The 1,044-nt window shown below is 58.3% G+C and carries 1 protein-coding gene; it reads left to right on the top strand.

Annotated features, from left to right (window positions below; translation table 11 throughout):
• Positions 1 to 56 precede the first annotated feature (56 nt).
• Positions 57 to 1,044: IS481 family transposase (locus L4923_RS30815; protein ID WP_239370885.1), on the top strand; the 988-nt coding region annotated here is incomplete at its 3' end.

Raw genomic sequence — 1,044 nt, 5'->3', positions numbered from 1 at the left:
TGTTTGATCCCAGGCTTTGATGGTTCATCATTGTCGTCCGAATCAAAGGATGCGCTATGGGCCAGGTTCTGCATGGGAGCGCCACAACGACAGAGGCGATCCGTCGAGCGATACAACATAGTCAAGCGAGCCTGAGGGCGCTTTCGAAGCGCTATGGCATCAATCCCAAAACAGTCGCGAAGTGGAAGAAGCGGAGTTCGACCGCCGATCTGCCCACCGGCCCCAGGGAGCCGAGATCAACGGTTCTGTCTGTCGAGGAAGAGGCCGTTATTGTCGCCTTCCGCCGCTATACGCTGCTGCCGCTCGACGATTGCCTCTACGCGTTGCAGCCGACGATCCCGCATCTGACGCGCTCTTCATTGCACCGTTGTCTGCAGCGCCACGGCATCGGCCGATTGCCGGATGTCGAGGGCGACAGGCCGGCGAAGAAGAAGTTCAAGGCCTATCCGATCGGCTTCTTCCATATCGATATCGCGGAGGTCCGAACCGAACAGGGCAAGCTACACATGTTCGTCGCCATCGACCGGACCTCGAAGTTCGCCTTCGTCGAACTGCACGAGAAGGCTCCGACAGCCATTTCCAAAGAGTTTCTGCTACGCCTGATCGCGGCCGTCCCCTACAGGATCCACACCGTTCTCACTGACAACGGCATCCAGTTCACCACGCCAGGCGCTGGCGGTTCGGCCGTTCCGCTGATCAGGGAAGCGATCGCAAATGGCGAGATATTCCGAGCTCATGCCTTCGAATACACCTGTGCCAAGAACGACATCGAACATCGAACCACAAAGCCAAAGCATCCATGGACCAACGGCCAGGTCGAGCGCATGAACCGCACCATCAAGGACGCAACCGTCAAGCGGTTCCACTACGACGATCACGACCAACTACGTCGGCACCTTGCCGACTTCGTCGCAGCCTACAACTTCGGCCGCAGGCTGAAGACCCTCAAAGGCCTCACGCCCTACGAGTTCATCTGCAAGGCATGGGCTTCCCAGCCCAAGCGCTTCACTCTCAATCCGCTCCAGCAAATGCCGGGACTAAACA

The organism is Terribium retamae (assembly GCF_022347545.1).
Taxonomy (GTDB): Bacteria; Pseudomonadota; Alphaproteobacteria; order Rhizobiales; family Rhizobiaceae; genus Mesorhizobium; species Mesorhizobium retamae.
This window is presented reverse-complemented; position numbering and strand designations above follow the sequence as displayed.